We start from the raw sequence: 310 nt of genomic DNA, 5'->3' as shown, positions 1-310 counted from the left end.
AGTTGTTGCTGACCAGGGTGCATCAGGGGTATCGGTATAAAAGCGACCGACAGAACCGGTGCGAATTAAAAGTATGTCACGCTTTTCAACGGTTACGTTTTGAGCTTTAGCTGTTTCTTTTAAATCGTCAAGTGTAACGCAACTGCTAATTGGAAGACGGCCTGACTTACCGCCTTTCAAACGTCCAACATCTAACAGAATACCTCGGCCAACGACACCATGTTCTCCCAATACACCAACATCAACGTGATCATGACCATGCACGGTGCTATCAGCGGATACGCCGCCAAAAACTTTATCGCCATACCAA

At 46.5% G+C, this 310-nt stretch carries 1 protein-coding gene; it reads right to left on the bottom strand.

Going from position 1 to position 310, the window contains the following annotated elements; all coding sequences use genetic code 11:
* Positions 1 to 310: cyclase family protein (locus ACT3RM_RS18275; protein ID WP_444511566.1), on the bottom strand; the 310-nt coding region annotated here is incomplete at both ends.

It is taken from the genome of Pseudoalteromonas sp. AOP7-A1-14, from assembly GCF_052376275.1.
Lineage (GTDB): Bacteria > Pseudomonadota > Gammaproteobacteria > Enterobacterales > Alteromonadaceae > Pseudoalteromonas.
Note: the sequence above shows the minus strand (reverse complement) of the source record. Positions and strands in the feature narration are given on the sequence as shown.